This is a genomic window from Xanthomonas hortorum (genome assembly GCF_024339125.1).
GTDB classification, from domain to species: domain Bacteria; phylum Pseudomonadota; class Gammaproteobacteria; order Xanthomonadales; family Xanthomonadaceae; genus Xanthomonas; species Xanthomonas hortorum.
In genome coordinates this window covers 3,533,703-3,552,202 of record NZ_CP101417.1, presented here as the reverse complement: position 1 = coordinate 3,552,202, position 18,500 = coordinate 3,533,703, and the positions used below count along the sequence as shown (strand labels likewise).

At 64.6% G+C, this 18,500-nt stretch carries 17 protein-coding genes; 2 read left to right on the top strand and 15 right to left on the bottom strand.

Annotated elements, in window-relative coordinates; translation table 11 throughout:
- Nucleotides 1-5: 5 nt before the first annotated feature.
- Nucleotides 6-1,067 carry a phosphoenolpyruvate carboxykinase (ATP) gene (locus NMB96_RS15275; protein WP_255085184.1) on the bottom strand — a complete coding sequence of 354 codons (1,062 nt, stop codon included), beginning with the start codon at nt 1,065-1,067 and terminating at the stop codon, nt 6-8.
- 154 nt (nt 1,068-1,221) lie between these two features.
- Here NMB96_RS15275 and NMB96_RS15270 point away from each other — a divergent pair, with 154 nt between their 5' ends.
- On the top strand, nt 1,222-2,775 hold the full coding sequence (locus NMB96_RS15270; RefSeq protein ID WP_255085182.1) for a B12-binding domain-containing radical SAM protein: 1,554 nt from the start codon (nt 1,222-1,224) through the stop codon (nt 2,773-2,775).
- Between the two features lie 57 nt (nt 2,776-2,832).
- On the top strand, nt 2,833-4,047 hold the full coding sequence (locus NMB96_RS15265; protein WP_255085181.1) for a nucleotidyltransferase family protein: 1,215 nt from the start codon (nt 2,833-2,835) through the stop codon (nt 4,045-4,047).
- A gap of 582 nt (nt 4,048-4,629) precedes the next feature.
- Here the strand turns inward: NMB96_RS15265 and NMB96_RS15260 are convergent.
- From NMB96_RS15260 to NMB96_RS15195, 14 genes are all read right to left on the bottom strand, one after another.
- The gene (locus NMB96_RS15260; protein WP_023903720.1) at nt 4,630-5,742 is read right to left on the bottom strand and encodes a glycosyltransferase family 4 protein; all 1,113 of its coding nucleotides are present in this window, start codon (nt 5,740-5,742) and stop codon (nt 4,630-4,632) included.
- Nucleotides 5,739-6,869 (bottom strand): glycosyltransferase family 4 protein, encoded by a 1,131-nt coding sequence (locus NMB96_RS15255; RefSeq protein WP_043889167.1) that lies wholly within the window; start codon nt 6,867-6,869, stop codon nt 5,739-5,741. Before NMB96_RS15255 ends, NMB96_RS15260 begins: the two co-directional genes overlap by 4 nt.
- A 136-nt stretch (nt 6,870-7,005) precedes the next feature.
- The gene (locus tag NMB96_RS15250) at nt 7,006-7,704 is read right to left on the bottom strand and encodes a class I SAM-dependent methyltransferase (RefSeq protein WP_023903717.1); all 699 of its coding nucleotides are present in this window, start codon (nt 7,702-7,704) and stop codon (nt 7,006-7,008) included.
- A complete protein-coding gene (locus NMB96_RS15245; protein ID WP_084218026.1) occupies nt 7,701-8,921 on the bottom strand; it encodes an amidohydrolase family protein in 1,221 nt (406 codons plus the stop codon). The genes NMB96_RS15250 and NMB96_RS15245 overlap by 4 nt, the downstream gene beginning before the upstream one ends.
- A gap of 12 nt (nt 8,922-8,933) precedes the next feature.
- Nucleotides 8,934-9,776, bottom strand: a complete 843-nt coding sequence (locus NMB96_RS15240; RefSeq protein ID WP_023903715.1) for a class I SAM-dependent methyltransferase — start codon at nt 9,774-9,776, stop codon at nt 8,934-8,936.
- Nucleotides 9,777-9,933: 157 nt separating this feature from the next.
- Entirely contained in the window at nt 9,934-10,785 is an 852-nt protein-coding gene (locus NMB96_RS15235; protein ID WP_255085177.1) for a Wzz/FepE/Etk N-terminal domain-containing protein, read from the bottom strand.
- A gap of 46 nt (nt 10,786-10,831) precedes the next feature.
- On the bottom strand, nt 10,832-11,965 hold the full coding sequence (locus tag NMB96_RS15230) for a hypothetical protein (protein WP_255085176.1): 1,134 nt from the start codon (nt 11,963-11,965) through the stop codon (nt 10,832-10,834).
- Nucleotides 11,962-12,912 (bottom strand): glycosyltransferase, encoded by a 951-nt coding sequence (locus NMB96_RS15225; RefSeq protein WP_255085175.1) that lies wholly within the window; start codon nt 12,910-12,912, stop codon nt 11,962-11,964. Before NMB96_RS15225 ends, NMB96_RS15230 begins: the two co-directional genes overlap by 4 nt.
- Nucleotides 12,909-14,162: an O-antigen translocase gene (locus tag NMB96_RS15220; RefSeq protein WP_255085174.1), complete on the bottom strand. Its 1,254-nt coding sequence runs from the start codon at nt 14,160-14,162 to the stop codon at nt 12,909-12,911. The genes NMB96_RS15225 and NMB96_RS15220 overlap by 4 nt, the downstream gene beginning before the upstream one ends.
- Entirely contained in the window at nt 14,159-15,271 is a 1,113-nt protein-coding gene (locus NMB96_RS15215; RefSeq protein ID WP_023903710.1) for a DegT/DnrJ/EryC1/StrS family aminotransferase, read from the bottom strand. The genes NMB96_RS15220 and NMB96_RS15215 overlap by 4 nt, the downstream gene beginning before the upstream one ends.
- Entirely contained in the window at nt 15,271-16,203 is a 933-nt protein-coding gene (locus NMB96_RS15210) for a GNAT family N-acetyltransferase (RefSeq protein ID WP_023903709.1), read from the bottom strand. Before NMB96_RS15210 ends, NMB96_RS15215 begins: the two co-directional genes overlap by 1 nt.
- Nucleotides 16,190-17,143, bottom strand: coding sequence for a glycoside hydrolase family protein (locus NMB96_RS15205; protein WP_023903708.1), 954 nt, complete (start codon nt 17,141-17,143; stop codon nt 16,190-16,192). The genes NMB96_RS15210 and NMB96_RS15205 overlap by 14 nt, the downstream gene beginning before the upstream one ends.
- Nucleotides 17,144-17,146: 3 nt before the next feature.
- On the bottom strand, nt 17,147-17,818 hold the full coding sequence (locus tag NMB96_RS15200; RefSeq protein WP_043889163.1) for an acetyltransferase: 672 nt from the start codon (nt 17,816-17,818) through the stop codon (nt 17,147-17,149).
- Entirely contained in the window at nt 17,815-18,252 is a 438-nt protein-coding gene (locus NMB96_RS15195; RefSeq protein WP_023903706.1) for a sugar 3,4-ketoisomerase, read from the bottom strand. The genes NMB96_RS15200 and NMB96_RS15195 overlap by 4 nt, the downstream gene beginning before the upstream one ends.
- Nucleotides 18,253-18,500 lie beyond the last annotated feature (248 nt).

The window sequence follows — 18,500 nt, the reverse complement described above, 5'->3', positions numbered from 1 at the left end:
CGCCCTCATCGCAACAACTGCAGCAGTGCATCCACCGATGCCTGCGGATGCGCGCCGCGCCGCAGCGTGAACATGCCTACGCGCTGCACCTGTTCGACAAAGCGCTGCCACCCTGGTTGACCGGCGGCGTAAGGTTGATCGCGCACCAGACACTCGGCAATCTGCTCGGCCGGCGTTGGCAGCAGACGCTGCGCCGACGTGCTGGCAGGAGTGCCGGACAGCATCACCACTGCGCACAGCTGCAAGGGCGTGCGCGCAAGCCGTGCACGGCCATGGCGGATATCGATCTCGAACTTTTCCACGCCACTGCGGCGGCGGATGGTCGGCGATGCGCTGATCCACGCGCGAGTGTCTGCATCGACCAGGCCAAGCGCGTCCGAGCGCAGATGCAGGAAGTTGGCAACGCCGGTGGTCAACAGACTCTCCGGCGCAACGAACACGCCGTCTTCGGCGATGAAGTCCAGCCCATGCAGCAAGCTGTGCAGCGCCAGCGTCGACTTGCCCGCACCGCTGGCGCCGAGCAGCAACACGCTGCGTCCGTGCCGGCCCACGCATGCGCCATGCAACGGCACCAAGGCCATGCCACGCGCGGCGAGCAGGAACACCGCAAATTCGATCAGCTCATAGCGCACGTGATAGGCGTAGGCGAGCATGTCCTCGGAGACCACCAGCATGGCGCGGCGCTCGGGCACCGACAGCATCAGGTAATTGCAGGCATCCATGACGCCGCACAGCAAGCCACCGCTTGCATGCGTGTGCACCGGCGGCGGTTCTGCGCTCGATGGCGCCTGGCCACGCGACACCAGATCCAGCGTGATATGGAATTCCGGCGCAGCCGGCAGGCGATGCGCGGGCAAGCCTGCATAGGCGGCATCCACCAACGCCAGCAACGCCTCGCTGTCGCTGTGGAAATGAAACAGCGCACCGAGAATCTGCCGGCGCACAACCAGCTGACGCACGCGGCCCTCACCGAACGGATCTGCGGCCGATAGCGCATTGCCGGGCGCCGCCGAGCGTGCGCTATCGCTCACTGGCAGGAGTTCCGCCAACGCGGCCGAGTGCGGCATGCCTTCCATCCATTGCATCAATCAGCCGGTGTGTGCCGATCCGTTGCTGAAAGGTTGCATCGCTGCCATCGATGCAGATGCACAACGCTTTGCACAGTGTGCATCGCAGCGGCGCAACCAAACGCATCTGCGTGCGCACCTACTGCCGAGCCGAATGCCGGTGTCTGCGCACGCCATTGCTGCGCGTACCTGGCGACAGAACGAGAGCCTTGTGCAGATGCTAAAGATCCAGGTCAGTCATTCGTATTTTCTGCGTTACGACCCGAAGCAATGGGAGCGCGGCAAGCCGTATCCACCGTTGGCAACACTGCAGGTCGCAGCGTTGCTGCGCGAGCGTGGCCACACCTTGAGCCTGTTCGACGCGATGCTGGCCGAGGATGTGCAGGACTACACCGGCGCTTTGCACGCCGCGCAGCCGGACCTGGTGGTGTTCTACGAAGACAACTTCAACTTCCTCACCAAGATGTGCCTGAGCCGCATGCGCGAGGCTGCCTGCCAGATGATTGCGCAGGCGCGTGCGGCCGGTTGCCGCGTGCTGGTGGCCGGATCGGATGCCTCCGACAATCCGGATGTGTTTCTGGCCGCTGGCGCACATGCGGTACTGATCGGCGAAGGCATCGCACCGCTGCTGGAACTGGTGGCGCGCGTCGAAGCAGATCCCACCATCGACACGGGTGCCTGGCTCGCCGGCGTTGCACGTATCGCCACCAGCCCCTCTGCTGAGGCACACGTGCATCGCGGCGCACAACCGCCGGACGCACGCCTGAGCGGCCTGCCGGCGTGGGACCTGGTCGACATGCCGCGTTACCAGCGTTTCTGGCAGCAACGGCACGGCTACTTCAGCTTGAACATGGCCGCCTCGCGCGGTTGCCCGTTCCGCTGCAACTGGTGCGCCAAACCGATCTGGGGCAACCACTACAAGCGCCGCGATGCCGAAGATGTGGCTGCGGAAATGATCCACCTCAAGCGCAGTTTTCAACCCGATCACATCTGGATGGCCGATGACATCTTCGGCTTCCATATCGATTGGGTGGAAACCTTTGCGCAGCGTTTGACCGATGCCGATGGCGCGATTCCGTTCACCATCCAGACCCGCGCCGATCTGGCCAGCGAGCGCATGGCCGCGGCACTGGCGCGCGCCGGCTGCGCAGAGGCCTGGCTGGGTGCAGAAAGCGGCAGCCAGCGCATCCTCGACAAGATGACCAAGGGAACCACGGTTGGCGAGGTGATCGCCGCACGCCAACGCCTTGGTGCGCGCGGCATTCGCGTGGGTTTCTTCATTCAACTCGGGTATCTGGGCGAGGAACTCGACGACATCCTGGCCACGCGCGCCCTGGTGACGCAGGCCAACCCGGACATCATCGGCGTCAGCGTGTCCTATCCCCTGCCCGGCACCAAGTTCTACGAAGAAGTGAAAAACCAGTTGGGCGGCAAGACCCATTGGCAGGACAGCGACGACCTGGCGATGATGTTCCGTGGCGCCTACGGCTCGGAGTTCTATCGCAGCGTGCGCGATCTGCTGCATACGCAAGTGGATCTGCAACAGGCACGCGCAACGATGAGTGCCGATGCGTTTGCGCAGGCATCCGAGCACCTGGAAGCGCGCTGGTCTGCCCTGATCGCATCAGAAAAACAGCATCGCACCGAACCGCTGGTCAGCGTTGCCACAGGTCAACCGCGGCAGCTGGCAACCGTGCTGGTCGGCTAGCGCGCAACGCCTCTCGATCTTCTCGCACATCACCTCGCCTTACCGGATCACCTTCGCATGCAGCCTTCCCTTCGCACCATCAAGCACGGCCTGCGCACGGCCACCGAACGGCTGGCGCAGGAATTGGCGCAGCCGGGGGAAGTGGCGCCGCAGTGGGATCGGTTGCAATGGCAGCTTGCAGCCGCAGCGGCGGCAGCGCATGGCGTATCACCGCTGCTACAGCGTCGCTCGCTATGGCAGAACGCCGAATGGACGACGTTTCTGAGTGAGCAACGCCGCCATGTCGAAGATCGGCATCGGCGCATCGCCGTATTGCTGACGCGCATCGATGCTGCGGCGCGTGCTGCAGGCATCGCGTTGGTCGGTCTGAAGGGAACCGCACTGCATCGGCTTGGCGTGTACCTGCCGGGCGATCGGCCGATGGCCGATATCGATCTACTGGTGGAGCCGGGAGACGCACCAGCTGCAGCAGCACTGTTGTGCGGACTCGGTTACGTGGCCTCGTTCGAACAATGGAAGCATCAGGTCTTCAAGCCGATTCAAGGCGAAGCGGTCGCGGGACTGGGCGAGCATCGCGATGCGCCGATCAATATCGAGCTGCACACGCGCATCCAGGAACGCTTGCCGGTGCACAGCGTGGACATCACATCACGCATCCTGCCGGAGCGCCCGCAGCCGGGTTTGAACCCCTATCCGTCCGTCGGCGCATTGATGTGCCATCTGCTGCTGCACGCGGCCGGTGGCATCTGCCATCGCAGCATCCGGCTGATGCATCTGCACGATCTTGCGTTGCTGGCCACGCGCATGGGGCAGCGCGATTGGGACCAATTGTGGGAAGAGGCGAGCGTGTCGCCGTGGTGGGCATTGCCGCCGTTGTTGCTGCTGCAACGCTACTACCGCAGCGTGGTGCCGGCGGCGGTGATGGCGCGCCTGCAGGCCGATTGCCCGCGGTTGTTGCGCATGCGTGCGGGCCGCCAGACCTTGACCACGGCCTCATGCTCCAACCTGTGGTTGCCGGCACTGCCCGGCATCGAATGGTCGCGGTCGCTGAGCGAAGCGCGGCAGTATCTGCACAACCGCGTTGCGCCGTCGGCCGAAAGCCGCAAGGAACGTGCGGACATGTTGCAGACACAGCTGTGGCTTCAAGGGCAACCATGGGTACGGCAGACTCAGGCACGCCGATTGATGACGCGGCTTACGCGACCAGTACCGCGCACCGATATGTTGTACGTGGTGCGTGCGGCGTTGGATGGGTATTTGCAGCCGGTTTGAAGGTAGGAGCGACTGACAAAACCACTTTACGTAGGTCTGCTGCAGGGCGGCTGATTGGCGGCTTGGCTGCAGAGCGGTTGATCTGCGGCCTGGTTGCAGGGCCCTTGCCCGCCCACCATCGCGGGACACGCCGCAAGTACGTCCATGTAGGCTCTTACGCGGCATCCATGCCGCGTAAGGTCCCGCGATGGTGGGCGGGCAAGGACCAATCAAGATGGTCGGTGTGCATGTTTTCAAGCAACCAGCAAACTGTCTGGTGCGGTGCCCTCGCCGATTGCGGGACCGTGTGGCGGCATGGATGCCGCCACCGAGCCTACATGGACGTACTTGCGGCGTGTCCCGCGAGCGGTGAGGGCATCGCGCCCTCGACCGACTAGGCTTATGACTCGATTCTGGTGCGGTGAGGCCACCGCGCCCTCGACCGACTCAGCGTTTGAGCTGGGCTTCTGACTGCATCCAACAAGAGAAAGCCAACAAAACCCATGCGCTCACCGCCAGGCGACCGCTCTTTGCGTTTTGTTGGCTGATCTGAAAGTGGTTTGTGCAAGCCCGCAGTCTATTGCCTACTCCGCGCCCAGGTATTCAGCGCAGTGGGCGCTTCTCGCATAGTTGGCGGTAGAGCTTTTCGAACAGACGCGTGGTCGATGCCGCGTCTTCGCGTACCGCACGGCACTGCGCCGCCCAGGCCAGACGCAAGCGCAGTTCGTCGTCGGCCACTACCTGACGGACGGCTTCTGCCAGCCCGGCCCAATCGCCCGGCGGCACTGCCAGTGCGCAGACCGGTGCCCACTCGACCAGATGCCCGACGGCCGTCCCCACTGTGGGAACACCTGCCACCGCAGCTTCCAGCAGCACCAACGGCCCGGCCTCGTGCAAGGACGACAGCACCAGCAGATCGGCCGATTGCATGATCGGGCGCAACTCGCGCTGGGTCTTGAAACCCAAGAAACGCACCTGCTCGCTCAGGCCCAGCTGCTGCACCAAGCGATGCATGGCGCCATCCAGGGTATCGACGCCGACCATGTCGAGGGTAAAGGCGACATCGGCGCGTTTGAGCGCCGCCATCGCCTGTAACAACGTGGTCTGGTCCTTGACCGGGTTGAGGCTGGCCACGTGCAGCAACCGTGCGATTCCACCAGTGCGTGCGCGTGGTGCGGCCGCTGGCCAGGCACGCAGATCCACGCCCAAGGGCACCCGCTGCGCGCGGATGCCGAGTGCTTGCAGCGAATCGACGATGGGCGCGCTGGCGGCGGTGACGCAGTCGGCCAAGCGCAGGATCACCGCTTCGCGCAGACGCCCGCGCCACTTACGCCGGCCGCCGTAGCCGATGGCATGCAGTGCGACCAGCTCGCCACCGGCGATATGCACCATGCTTGGGCGACGCAGCAGTTTTGCCGCCGCAACGGCGATCAAGCTGCAGTAGCCGGAAAAGATCGCCTGGATGACGTCGAACGGTGCGCGCCGATGTTCGTCACGAATAGCGGCGATCGCGCGTAGACGGGTACGCTGCGCGCCGATGTTGTGCACGGTGGCGCCGCGCAATGTCCAGGTGCCCGGCATCGGCTCCTGATGCAACACGAAGACATGTACCTGATGATGGCGCGCCAGCCATTCGATCAGGGTCAGGAACACGGGAATCACGCGGACTTCGCCGCTGCGGTCCACACCGCCCGGTACCACCAAGGCCAGTTTCATGCTGTGCGTCCCGGCGCGGCGGCCAATAATTGGGTGTAGGCGTTCGCCCAGCGCTGCCCCACGGCGGCGAAAGACAGCCGTGCATCGAAATGCGCACGGATCTGTGTGCGATTGGGTCGCTGCCTGGAGACACGCAATAGCAGTTCCGCCAAGGCCGAGGCATCGCCCACGGGATACAACTCGCCCACCGCACCGGCATCGCTGAGCGCGCGGAAAGCAGGGATCTCGGTCAATAGCGGCAAGCTGCCGCAGGCATACGCTTCCACTGCGGCATAACCGCAACTTTCCGCATGGCTGGCCGAGACGAACAGATCGCAGGCGCGCAACAGGGTCTCCACGCGTGCATGCGGCACCTTGCCCAGCAGCTGCACACAGCGCGCCAGCTGCGGATCGTCGCGCAGGCGCTGCTGTATCTGCTCCATCAACGGCGCCTGGTCGAACACGCACCACAGCCGCAGCCCGGGCAACACGCGTGCGGCCATCGTGACGGCTTCGAGTACGCATAACGGATCCTTGGCCGCACTCAGATGGCCGACCCATAACACACACGGGTCGCCATGCAGACGCGTGTGCTCGCGTGCCTGTAAGCGATCGCCCGGCAAGAAGCGGCTGCTCGATTCGGGAATCTCGAATAGCTGAGTGCTGGATCGAAACAGGCGCGCACGCAGAAATGGTTGTGCCAGTTCCAGCGAGGTGAACGCAATACCGGCAGCCGCCGCATAACGCGCACGCCACACAATCCGGCGCCACCAGCGTGGCGGGCGATTGGCATGGTCCTGCAACAGGATGGGACTCTGCGGCAGCAGGCGCCCAAGCCGCCGCGCATCGCCGGCAAATTCCAGCCCGTGCACGTGAATCACGTCTGCGTCGATCTGGCGCAGCATCGTGGCGAGAATGTGCGCACGCTGCTTGCTACCACGCGCGGCCAGCTCGACGAAGCGGTAGTCCACGCCCTGGCGTGTGAGTCGAGTGTTCAGTGCCGAGGCCTGGATCACCGTCACCCGCACCCCTGCGCTGGCCACCGCCTCGGCGATGTCGGCCAGCGATGGCCATTGCGCGAAGACCTGTTCGACGCTCAGGCCGTCGGGCGTTGGCAGCAGATTGAGTTGCGCCACATGCAGGGTCATGGCGCAGACATCGACTGGCATGCACGTTCTGCAACGCCAATGACGCGCGCTTGCGCGCAACGCAAGCGGCTCGGGTCGTAGTGCTTGCAGGCCGTGCATGCGCTGCCATCGGGAATCGCAATGAACACCACATCACTCACGCGATGCGCCGCAGACGCATCACCAAGGCAACCGGCACCTGCAATGCCGCCTGGTCGAAACGTGCACCGGGCGGAATATCGGCCGGGTCCAGCATCGGTTCGGCCACCGCTTCGATCGCCAGGCCCAGCGATGCGCATGCCGCATGCCACTGGCTGTAGAGATGCTGCGTATGCCGCACTGCGTACTGCCGGCCGTCGGCCTTGAAATCGCGTCGCCAGCCCAGTGCATGGCCGATCGGATGCACATCGCTGCACAGCACGATCCCGCCCACGCGGGTGACGCGATGCAGTTCTTCCAGCGCAGGCCACAGCTGCTGCAGATGCCCGACCACCAGACCGCAGACGCTGAGGTCGGCAAGTGCGTCGGGCAACGGCAGTTTATCGAGACTGCCTTGTTGCAGACTCACGCGTGCCGCTGGCCAGTCGCGGGCGAGCTCGGTGGCGGCGCGTTGCAGCATCTGCGGCGACAGATCCACACCGGTGACATGCAGCGCGCCACGCTGTAATGCATGCAGCATGTAGCGACCACTGCCGCAGCCGGCATCCAGCACATGTTGGCCCTGCAGGGCGCCGGGCATCAGCGCGAGCATGGCGCGTTCTTCGGCCAGCATCACCGGGTTATGCGCATGTGGCGGATACGCCTGCGCCCACAACGCATACGCCGCTGCCGGCTCAAGTGTCGGCACAGCGCTCATGACACAGCACCATTTGCTGCCATCGCAATGGATGGCGCGTGCGCGGCATGCGGCACGCACTCCAGGCCGGGTTCGAGTGCCAGCACTGCCGGGTCGGCCAGCCTGGCATCAAGCAGTTTGGGGCGACCGTCCAGCAACACCGGCACGGTCTGGATACCGGCCGCCTCGAACCAGTCGGCGAAATCCGGGTCGGCAATGCGCGGGGCGCCATCGCGTATCACTGCGCGCAGTTCACTGCGTTGGCAACCGATGACGCTGGTGGCAGGATCGCCACCGCGATCGCGCACGATCAGCAGATCTGCGGCTGCGCCTGGCGCGATGCACCCGCGCGCTTGCATGCGCAGGATGCGCGCAGATTGATGGGTGACCATGCCGAGCAATAGATCCGGTGCGAGCCCGCTGTCGGCGGCGATGCGCAGTTCTTCCAGCAGATCGCGCGCACCGCTGATGCGCGAATCGTTGCCCAATGCCAGCCGCCCGGCCATGCACAAGCGCCATGGATCGAGCGTGCGGCCCAGCAGCGCGAGATTGCTCGAAGGACACCACACCACCGCCGCGCCGCGTGCAATCACCCGGTCGATATCGCATTCGCCCATGCCCACGCCGTGGATCAGCACGCTATTGGAGGCCAGGCAGCCGAGCCGATCCAGTTCGTCGAGTTCGGCACCCGCCACCGCGTCGGTGCCTTCGGCCAGGTGGATCATCCACGGATGTTCGGGCGACGTGGCGGCAAAGCTGCCTTGCACCGGCGGTCCGTAGCCGGTCCAGCCCAGCGCGTAGCTCCAACCGAACTCGCGCAGCAGGCCGACCGGAAAGTTCGCCTCATCCAAGGTGGCGTGCCAAGGGTCGTGCTGCGCCACGCAGGTGACGCCGGCCAGCAGATTCTTCAAACCGCCGTGGCGCAAGCGCACCGCCTTGGGCACGCGCAACGCAGCCGCCACATCGGGATGCTGAAAATGCGCCTGAAACGCCTCGATCCATGCGTAGCTGTTGGCGAACGGTGCGCCTTGCGGCAGCGGCGGCACGCAGTTGACCTGCAGATGATCGTGCGCGTTGATCAAGCCCGGCGCCAGCACGTGGCCCTGCAGATCCAGCCGCAGGCTGCCGGTGCCGAGCGTGCCGCCGAAGCGGCCCGCGCGCATCGTCACTGCGGCGCGCGAAGGACCGGCCAGGGTGATCGCGCGTGCGCCCTGCAAACAGACATCGGCCATGGACATCGGCATCTCCACTCAGCGCTTGCGCATCACGATCAGGAAGTGGTCGCCCATGTCGCGCAGCAGCGGCAGCCCGCCCAAACGGTCGTCGCACTGGCCCAGGCGCTCGGACAGACGCGGATGCCGTTCGCAAAAATCCACCAGATACGGCGGCGGCAGGAACAGGCTCAACGCGCGATAGCTGTCCAGCACGAAGTGCTTGTTGAAGGCGCGGTAGAACTCGCGCGGCAGGTGGTACCAGGTCCAGATGGTATGGCCGTTCATGCCCACCGCGGTGACCCCGCGCGCGGCACGCACCGCTGCGCGCTTGAAGCGCCCGCGCAGCGTGTAATGACCGATTTCCCACGGGCAGATGCGCCCGATCACCGAGAACACCAGGCAGCCATCGGCGCGCAGCAGACGTGCGCACTCGGCAGCCACTGCCGGCAGGTCGGGAGCGCAATTGAGCGGGCCGAAGTTGGAGTACATGCCATCGAAGGTGCCGTCCAGCTGATCGAGCTGCTGGATGCCGACGTGGGCGGCGGTCAACCGTGCTTCAAGACCTTGCGTGGCAGCGCGATGGCGGGTGCGTTCGACCATCGCCGGCGACCAGTCGGTAGCCAGCACACTGTAACCGCGGCGTGCGAACTCGCCGGCATCCAGACCGGTGCCGCAGCCCAGATCCACTAGCCGCGACCCCACCGGCAACTCGGCCGCAACCGTGTCCCACAGCGTGGTGCGCATGCGCTGGATCAGCGCATTGTTGCCGCGCGGGCCGTCGTAGTCGGGGGCCACGCTATCGAACGCACGTTGCGTCTCAAGCAAGCGCTCCGGGGCCACAGTGCCGCCACGCGCCGCATGCTCATTGACCACCGACATGCGCAGCCTCCCACACCAGACCAGTTGTTCTCACGACACTCTCCAGACGCGACACTGCCAACGCGGTATCGCTTGATTGACCCGTGAGTGCCACGCGCAGCGGCTTTGGTTGCAGCCTGGTGAGCGATGTCCCACCTGCAACGCGTTGCCGTTTACATCAGGCGACGGAATGCCCTGCCGCACCCCTGCGACGCCGCCAGGCATTGCGTAACACCGCCGCCAGCACGCCCAACCCGGCGCCAGCGAGCAAACCGGCCGCCCAGGCGGTGATCGCATTTGGAAACGCCTGGCGATCGGGCACATACAGCGGCCACGCCAACGAGGTCTGATACGTGTAGCGGGTGGTAAGGCGGGCGATGAGATCGTCGCGCTCGGCTTTCAACGCGCGAATGGTGGTGTTGCTGTCGGTCAGCAATACACCGGCAACCAACTGCGCCGGAGTGGCCGCAGCACCGCCCTGCCCGGCCTGCACTTGCTGTTGCAGTTGCGTCCGGTTGACGAGCGCCGCGCGCAGGTCTTCATTCAACCCTTGCAGGCGCGTGCGTGCGAGCTCAAGCGCCACCGCATTGGTCTGGCCGTGCAGCGTCTGCAGCTCGGTCACGGTGGCCATCGCAAGGCGGCGTGCCTGCGCGGACGATTCGGCACGAATGGTCACGCCGATCAGATTCGCGTACGGGTCCGGATCGGGCTTGAGACTGCCGCGATACAACTGCGCAGCGCGGCTGTTGAGCGGCAGGCCAGCCTTGCGCAGCACCGCATCCTGAAACAGCCGCGTCTTCATACGATCGATCACGCGTTGGAACGGCTCGACCTTGGGGTCGCGCCCGGCCGGTGTCGGGCCGATTTCGCCGACCTGGATCCAGGCGGTGGCCTCCCACTGCGGTTTGGCCAACCGGGTGAAGGCGAACGTCAGGCCAAGCACCACCACCAGCGCGGCCAACGCCCAGCGCCATTCGCGGCGCAGGATGTGCCACAGGTCGATCAGGTAGATATCGTCGTGTTGATTCATGGTGCACCTGCTCTGGAACGTGGTGAAAAAACGAAGTTGCCGCGCACTACGCAGCAGCGCTAGATGCCGCATTGCGGCTGGGCAACAACACGGTGCAGGCATGCAACACCAGGCACAGCGCGATGAAGCCGAAGTTGGTCCAGGTGAATGCCTGCGGCGCGAACGGCGACATCAGGCAGGCATAGGCGAGGCGAAGGAAGATCAGCACATGAAAGATCGACAGCGAGCTGCCGAGCAGGCGCACGCTCCACACCAGGCCCGCATACAACGCCAACAGTGCAATCACGGCGCCCGGCGCGCCCCAGGCCATCAGAAACGGGAAGAATTCCGTGCCCACATTGATATTGGGCGCATCCAGCGGAATGCTGGTGCCGGCGGTGGCGATCGAACCACTGAACGGCACCAGTTGATTGACCAGAAAACTGGCGTTGACGTAGCCCTTGGCCAGAATCGCGCCGAAGTTGTACGGCCCGGCGCTGATGTACAGCAGCAGCCACTGCACACCCTGCGGCATCGCGCGATACAACGCACTGAACGGCAAGGCGACCGTGGCCAACGAGCCGGAACGCAGTGCGCCCAGGATCGAAAACACCCCACCCCCAGCCAGCACGAGCAGGCCAATGGTCTTCCACGGCAGGCGGCGCGCAGGATCGCGGCGCAACAGCATCACCAGCACGAACGAAAACAGTCCGGCAAAGATGCGGTTGCGGTCGATCACCACGATCGGGAATACGAACCCCAGCGTCACCATCGCCGCGCGCAGCCCGCTGTGGCGCACGCACAGCAGCGCGATCGGCGGCAGGATCCAGCACATGTTGGAGATGTGCCGCACATGCGAGCGCAAGGGGCTCAAGGTGGCGTACGAGGACGGATCGCTGAACAACGGAATCGGAAACAGCGCCACATCCACGATGCAGAACACCGTCACCATTGCCGCCAGCGTCATCACCACGAAGGCATCGCGCGTGCCGGCGTAGCGATAATTGCGAAAGCGCTCCACGGCAGGCAGCTGCGTGCGTAGCAACGCATCCAGCACAAACGTTGCAGCGGCAGCGACCGCCAGCAGCGCGATGCCGTCCAGATAGTCGCCGGGCAGCATGTAGGTCAGCAGCGTCAGCGCGCAGCTGAGCAGCATCGGCAGTGCCAGATACGTCGCAGGCCGGCGCAACAACGTGTTCATGCCGGCTCCACCGCGCTACGCGCATGCCTGGGCCGCCACCTGGCCGGCAACGACAACCAGGCATAGGCGAGCAGATGCCCGATCACCCTGTGCGGTCGTCGCTGCAGAAACGCCACCTTGGCCGCGATGTAACGCGATTGCGACCGCAGCAAGGTGCGCTCGGGCTCATCGAACAACTCCGCACAACGCAACGCCACCTGACGCGACTCGCTCAAGTTGGCAATCCGCGCACGCACGTTTGCGGTCTTGCTGAGGTTGTTGCCATGCAGACGGTACGCACAGACCGGCACGTCGACGAAACCAAGCGCGTTGCGCGCGGCCAGGCGCAGGAAAAAATCCCAGTCCTCGATCCGCAGCGATTCGTCCCAGCCGGTGCGCGCATCGAAGGCACTGCGGCGCAGCAACGCCACCGCACCACTGACCGCCCATTGCTGGATCACCGCGCGGCGGATGCCCGGCTCTGAGCGGTACATACCGGTATCCACCCGATGCAGGTCGCGCATGGCGCTGCCGTGCAGCAGTCTTCCATGCTGATCGACCACGCAGGCGTCGCCGATCACCGCCAGTTTTTGCGGATGCGCACGCAAGTAACGCACCTGCGCATCCAACCCGCCGGCCAACAGATAATCGTCGCTCGCGCCAAGGCGCAGGTAGTCGCCACGCGCACGCAAGGCCAGCTCGTTGAGCGTGGCCGCCACACCGCGATTGTCGCGTTGCACGAACTGCACCGGCAGCCGATGGCCATGGATGGCAACCCACTGCGCGATCTTTTCGCCCGTGGCGTCGCTGGAGCCATCGTCGATGATGACGATCTCCTTGCACGGGTACGGGTCTTCCAACACGCTATCCAGGCACCGTTGCACGAAACGCGCGTGGTTATAGGCCGGAATCAGCACCGACACCAGCGGCCAGCTCGCTCGCCCGCTCGACTGCGTTTGATCGCTCATGCGGCCTGCACCAGATAGCGACGCACCACCACGATATTGAACAGCAGATACACCACGTAGTTGGCGACGAAGGCATACATCGCCCCGATCAGCCCGAACTGCGCCGTGAACAGATACACCAGCGCCAGATAGCTGGCGGCGAACACGCATTCGGAAATCACGAACAGCCGCGTCATCGCCTTGGCCAGCATCACGTACGACAGCACGAACGCGGCAATCTTGATCACATCGCCCAGCAACTGCGGACCATAAAGCGGTGCTGCTGCAGCGAATCGCGCATCGAACAACAGCCAGGTGACCCAATCGCGGAGCATGTACACACCTAGCGCCATCGCGATCACCGCCGGCATCACATAACGATACGCGGCTCGCAGCTCGCGCCCGAGCGCCGCACGATCGTGCAGGGAGGCCAGCTTGGGCAGGTAATACACGTTGATGGCGGTAGTGAAGAACAGCAGATAGGCATCCGACACCCGGCTGACGGCCTGCCAATAACCCACCTGCTGCCATCCGAACTGCAACGCCAGATGGTCGCGCACCACAATGGCCACCAACTGCGGCACCAGCGTGGCGGTCAGCGTCATCGCCGAGAACGCGGCCAGCTTGCGCGTCATCGGCGCATCGAAACGCAGGCGCAACATCTCGCGTTGGAAATACGGGCTGCGTCGCAATGCCGGCACGCCGGCCAACAACCACAGCACCTGGCCCAGCACCAGTGCCAGCAATGCGCCCTGCAGCTGCGCCAGGCTGGACAGCCACGCCACCAGCGCAACGCTCAACACCGCGCCGCTCACCTGCACAAATGCCAGACGGCGAACATCCATGAAACCGTTGATCACCGCCAGGATGTAATTGACCAGGGCAATGCCCAGCTGCGCGATCGCCAGCACGCAGATCAGCGGCCGATACGCTGCATCGCCCAACAGGCGCTCGGCGATCACGCCACTGAACAACACCGCCAACACCGCCATCACGCAAGCCGCACAGAAGGCGTACCAGAGCGCCGCGCTGAGCAAGCGTGCCAGTGCCGGTGCGTCGTTGCGATACTCGGCCACGTACTTGACGATGCCGGCGCTGATACCGCCGCCCGCCAACACCGCCAGCACCGACATCAGATTGAGAAACTGGCCCAAGCGGCCGACACCCTGCGGGCCGGCATAGACGGCTACCAACTTCACCACCACCAGCGCAGCCAGCAGCTTGGCCAGCGTCGCAACGCCGGTGTACACGCTGCTGTGCATCAGATTCATGCAGGGCTGCCGAACGATTGGCATGCGGCAATCACACGTTCCACCGACGCGTCATCCAGTGCCGGGCCCATCGGCAGACTCAACACTTCACGATGCAGGCCCTCGCTCACCGGCAGGCAGGCATCGCCCAGCGTGGTATAGGCCGGCTGCCGATGCGGCGGCACCGGGTAATGGATCTGGGTGTGGATACCCAGCCGCAGCAAATGCGCCTGCAAGGCAGCGCGCTGCGGACTGCGCACCACGAACAGATGCCAGACGTGCTGTTCCTCAGCGACCACCGTAGGCAACGTGATCAACGGGTTATCGATGCCTTGCAGATAATGCTGCGCCACCGCGCGCCGACGCGCGATCTCATCCTCCAGATACCCCAGTTTGACCCGCAAGAACGCCGCCTGCATTTCATCCAGCCGCGAATTCACGCCCTGGCAGGTGTGGTGATATTTCACTTCCGAGCCGTAATTGCGCAGCGCGCGAATGCGCTCGGCCAGGCGCGGATCCGAGGTCACCACCGCACCACCATCGCCGAGTGCGCCCAGGTTCTTGGTCGGAAAAAAACTGAACGCCGCCGCATCGCCGAAGGCACCGGCACGCCGCCCGTGTGCGCGCGCGCCATGCGCTTGCGCGGCATCTTCGATCAGCAGCAGCCCGTAGCGATGGGCAAGCGTTTGCAACGCGGCCATGTCGGCCAGCTGCCCATACAGATGCACCGCCATGATGGCGCGCGTGCGTGGGCCGATCGCCTTCTCCACACTGGCCGGGTCCATGTTGAAAGTCAGCGGATCCGGCTCCACCGGCACCAGCACCAACTGGTTCTGGCTGATCGCCAGAAAGCTCGCGATGAAGGTGTTGGCAGGCACGATGATCTCGTCGCCCTCGCGCAATACCCCCAGCTCGCGATAGCCGCGCAGGATCAGCGACAACGCATCCAGCCCGTTGCCCACGCCCACCGCATGCGCGGCGCCGCAGTAGCTGGCGAATTCTTCTTCGAACGCGGCCAGTTCCTGCCCGAGCACATACCAGCCGGCCTCGATCACCCGCGCGGCAGCAACTTTCAATTCATCCGCGTAGCGCGCATTGACTGCACGCAAATCCAGAAACGGCACATCCATTACAACGTCCATCGATAGAAATCCTGCACCACGGCACGCGCGCCGAAGCGTTCCTTTTGTTCGACCAAGCCATCGTTGAGCACCTGCCCGCCCTGCTCGGTGGAGATACCGAAGCTGAAGTAATGGCGCTGCGCGTACACCTCAGTGATCAGCTCGGCCAGCAGCAGGCTCAACGCATCCAGCTGGCGACCGCGTTCGGACACCGCCAGATACTGGGTGTGCACGCTGCGACCGAAATCCAACACCAGTGCGGCGGCCACCAACTGCCCCTCAGCGCGCGCTTCGTGCAGCACGATCTGCTGCGGAAACCGGCTGTGCAGCAGCTGCAATTCGTCCAGCCGATGGGTCGGCGCCACACCGTGCCGTTGCAACACCTGGGTCAGCAAGGCATGAAACGCCTCCAGCTGCGTGCCGGTCTGGATCTGCACACCGGCCTTGCGCGCCTTGACCAGCGAACGCCGACGCTCGGCACTGAACGCGAACGGCTCGCGCAGCGCGATCACCGACGACAGGTCGCGCCGGAACAGCTGCGCGCCCAACCGATGCAAGGCATACAGATCCTCCTCGGCCGGATACGCATGAAACACATGCGGCACCGGCTTGTACACGATCTGGCCCACGGCGCGCGCGCGATAGTGCGCGGCAATCTGCTCGAGCACCTGCAATGTAGCGCCCGCACGCAACGCCATCGACGACAACAAGCCCGCATAGGTCAACCCGGCGTGGCTGCTGACGCAATCGCCGTGCACGCTTGCCGGAAACACCGCCACCACCTCGCCGCCACGTTCGACCAGCAACGACGCATCCACGAAGCGGTCGGCGTGATAGTCCATATAGCCACGCCGATGCAACAGGTTACCGTTGCGCGAGGACGTCACCAACGCGTCCCACGCAGGCGCATCGCTGGCGGCATACGGCCTAACCGAAAACATGGCGTCCCTGCAGGTCCACCGGCAGCGCGGCCTCGGCCAGACCGAAGCCGGCCTGCCCCATTGCGTTGCCGTTGTAGAACATCAGCACGCGATCGTGCTGCTGGATCAACGCCGGGTAGCACAAGGTCTGCGCATCCCAGCCGTGCTCGGAGAGCTGCAGCCCCAGCTGACTGTCGTCGCGTTCCCAGTGCACACCATCGCCGCTGAAGGCGATGCCCGGGAAGTAGCCGCCGTGCGTATCGCCGCGGGTGAAATACATCAGATAGCGATCGCCCAGGCGATACACGCGCGGGCGGCCGATGCGGTATTCGTCGTCGCGCGGACGCAGGCACACCACGTCGTCGCTGGGGATGTGGCGCAGATCGTCGGTCTCTGCGTAACGGATGTGGTACCGCGGATACGGCTGGCCGCCGATGGTTTCCCAATCGTCGCCCACCGCGTACCACAATCGCCAACGGCCATCTTCATAGCGGGCCGAATGCACCGCAGCAATCGTGCTGCGACCAGGGGCACGATCCAGCAGTGGCGTGTCTTGTCGGCGCTGAAAGCTCTCTCCACCATCGCGGGAGACCGCAAGCCCGGTGAAGGCCAGGAACTTGGCCTTGGCCACACGCTGGAAGCCGACATAGAACATGTACAGGCCATCCGGCCCGGCCACCACATCGCCCAGAATCATGCCGTTATCGTCGAAGCAGCCATCGCGGCCGATCTCCAGCACCGGCTGTTTGCTGACGCCGACGATCTGGGTCGGCGCATCGGCGCGCACGTCCACATAGCCGATCCGGCTCACGCCCTGCGCATCGCGAAAACCTGCATAGATGCGTAGCACCTGCGCAGACAACCGATACGGTGTCGGCGTCAGCGCGGCATGCTGCATCCAGCCGCCCACGCCATCGCGCGCGACATCGAACACCAGGCCTCGCTTGGTCCAGGCAAACATGGGTTAGAGCTCCACGTCGAAGCTGGATCTGCCGGCCACCGCACGCGCCGGCGAACCCACATACACGCGCTCGGCCTCGGTATGCCGGGTGACCAGCGCGCCCGCGCCGATGATGTTGTCTGCGGCAATGTGCACCTTGTCGCTGAGCGTGGCATTGACGCCGATGAAGCTGCCGCGCCCGATCTCGCAATAGCCGGAAATCACCGCATGCGAGGCAATGAACACGTTGTCCTGCACCACCGTGCGGTGGCCGATATGGTTGCCGCTCCACAGCACGCAGTTGTCGCCGATGCGGGTGAACGGCTGGATGACGTTGCCTTCGAAGATGAAGCAGTTGGCGCCAATCTGCGCATTGCGCCAGACGAACGCGCGCGAGCTGACATAGCTGGCGCAGCGATAGCCGCGGCGCACCATGTCTTCGAAGAAACGTGTGCGCAGGCGGTTGAGCTGCGTGGCCGGAATCGCCACGAAAACCTCGTACTGCTCGGGTGGATAGCGCTGTTCGAGTTCTTCGAACGCCACCACCGGCAGCTCGGCCAGCATGGGCCGCAGCAGGAAGTCGCGCTCCACGCTGAAGGCGACCACGGTGTAATCGCTGTCGTGCTGGAAATACTCGCAGGCGATCTGCGCAAACTCGCCGTCACCGATGATCACCAATGGCTTATGCATGCTCATGCTTCCAGCCTGCGTGCGTCCAGGCGATGTTCGCCGCGCACTTCGCTCAGGAATTCGTCGTAATCCAGAATGTAATCGGCCGGGTCGTAGAACTGGTCGGCCAGTACCATCAACACGCAGTCGGGGCTGAAGCGATACAGATCGCGCCACACCATGCGCCCGAGCAGCAGGCCTTGCGAGGGGTCGTCCAGCACCACTTCTTCCTGGCCGTTGCCATCGCCCCTGTCCAGCAGAATCGTCACCGAGCCATGCAAGGCGACGGCGAGTTGATTGAGCTGGCGGTGCGCATGCTGGCCGCGGTGCACGCCGTCGCGGGTGCCGAACAGGTAATACACGCGACGTATCTCGAACGGGACGTTGCGCTGCTGCTCCAACGAGATGAGCAGACCGCGATCGTCACCGTGGGTGTGCAACTGGATGCGTTCGATGGCCATGATTCGGGGGCGTAACCGCTGACTGCACGTAGTGCGACATGCCTGAGTGCACCGGGATGCGCCAAAGGTTGCACCACGTCACGGCACTGCGAATCCATGTGCGCGCAAGCGCAGTTGCAGACGCAGCAGACGTGGATATGCACGGACTGCCGCGCAACACCCGCAGGGCGATGCAACCTTTTGCCGGCATCGCCGCACATATCGGTGCACGTTCACCTGGCCGCAGATCGGCCGGCGTGGGGAGCCAG